The organism is Fortiea sp. LEGE XX443 (assembly GCF_015206815.1).
Lineage (GTDB): Bacteria > Cyanobacteriota > Cyanobacteriia > Cyanobacteriales > Nostocaceae > Nostoc_B.
In genome coordinates, this window is sequence record NZ_JADEXZ010000157.1 from 1 (window position 1) to 1,389 (window position 1,389).

Genomic DNA, 1,389 nt, shown 5'->3' on the forward strand with positions numbered 1-1,389 from the left:
CCCTGTTGTGTCACTATCGCGGTAGTATAAGGATGTAAAAAGCCCAGAACGAAGACACAGAGCATGGTAGAGCCTCGTCCACCCAAACAAACCGTCAAATTTGTGGATGAATATTGTCTTTGGTATAAAAAGCTGTTTTCAGATGTTAGGAATTTTGAAGCGTTTAAGTATCTGCATATAGGGTGTATTTCTGAATTAAAACGGAAAAGTCTACCAGAAATAGCGAAAATTGTGGGGCTAGATAACTATCAAGGGCTACACCATTTCTTAACTACACCATCTTGGGAAGTAGAAAAGTTAAGAGCCATGAGATTAGAGCTAATTTTACAAATACTCAAAGGTAGACCAATCATTTTAATTATTGATGAAACCGGAGATAAAAAGAAAGGTAATACTACAGACTATGTGAAACGGCAGTATATAGGTAATTTGGGAAAAGTAGAGAATGGAGTTGTGGCAGTCACAGCCTATGGCGTATTTTGTGGAATGACATTCCCATTACTATTTGAAGTATACAAGCCACGAGAAAAATTAAAGCCAGGAGATAAGTATCTTACCAAGCCTCAAATTGGGGCGATGTTAATTAGAAAACTACAGTTGATGGGTTTTAAATTCAACTTGGTACTAGCTGATAGCTTATATGGTGAAAGCGGCACGAATTTCATATCTGTATTAGATGAACTAGATTTAAATTATCTAGTAGCGATTCGCTCAAACCATTCTGTAGACTTGCTTAAAGGGCAGTACACTCAATACTTGAAGTGGCAAAGATTTAAAAGAGTATTCTCTGACTTGAGCAGTGAGAATCGGTTTATTAGAGAAATCATACATGGAAAACGTGAAGAACACAGGTATTGGCAAATTACTACAAACTGTGAAAATTTACCTGGGAACTCTACTTGGTATGTAATGAGTAAATATCCCGACATTACACACAGAGAGGTTGGGAATTTCTATGGGTTAAGAACTTGGGTTGAATATGGCTTAAAACAAAGTAAGAATGAATTAGGTTGGGCAGATTATCGTTTTACTCGCTATGAGGATATTGAACGATGGTGGGAGATTGTATGCAGTGCCTATCTCATGGTTAGCCTCCATTCAGAATCTCTGCTTCCTTCTCCCCCAGATTCTCAATCAACATTTGCTTCTCACCCCTGGTGGGATAATGGTAAAGGTTGGAAGAATCTTTTGAATAATCTGCGTTTAGTTATTCAACCTTTTATTCTCTTTAATCTCATATATCCCTGGTTAACAGTCTTTCCTATCCCTCAACTTTCATTGGGATTTGCTAAACTTCAAGCCATTGTTTATAGGCTCACTTCCCCAATTTTTATATTCCTAACTCACCCTGAATTCTATTTTTCCTCTGCCTAAAGTGACACAACAGGG

At 37.6% G+C, this 1,389-nt stretch carries 1 protein-coding gene; it reads left to right on the plus strand.

Translation table 11 applies throughout. From position 1 onward, the window contains the following. Positions 1-63: 63 nt before the first annotated feature. The gene (locus tag IQ259_RS26890; RefSeq protein WP_193889020.1) at positions 64-1,374 is read left to right on the plus strand and encodes an IS701 family transposase; all 1,311 of its coding nucleotides are present in this window, start codon (positions 64-66) and stop codon (positions 1,372-1,374) included. The last annotated feature ends 15 nt before the right edge of the window (positions 1,375-1,389 follow it).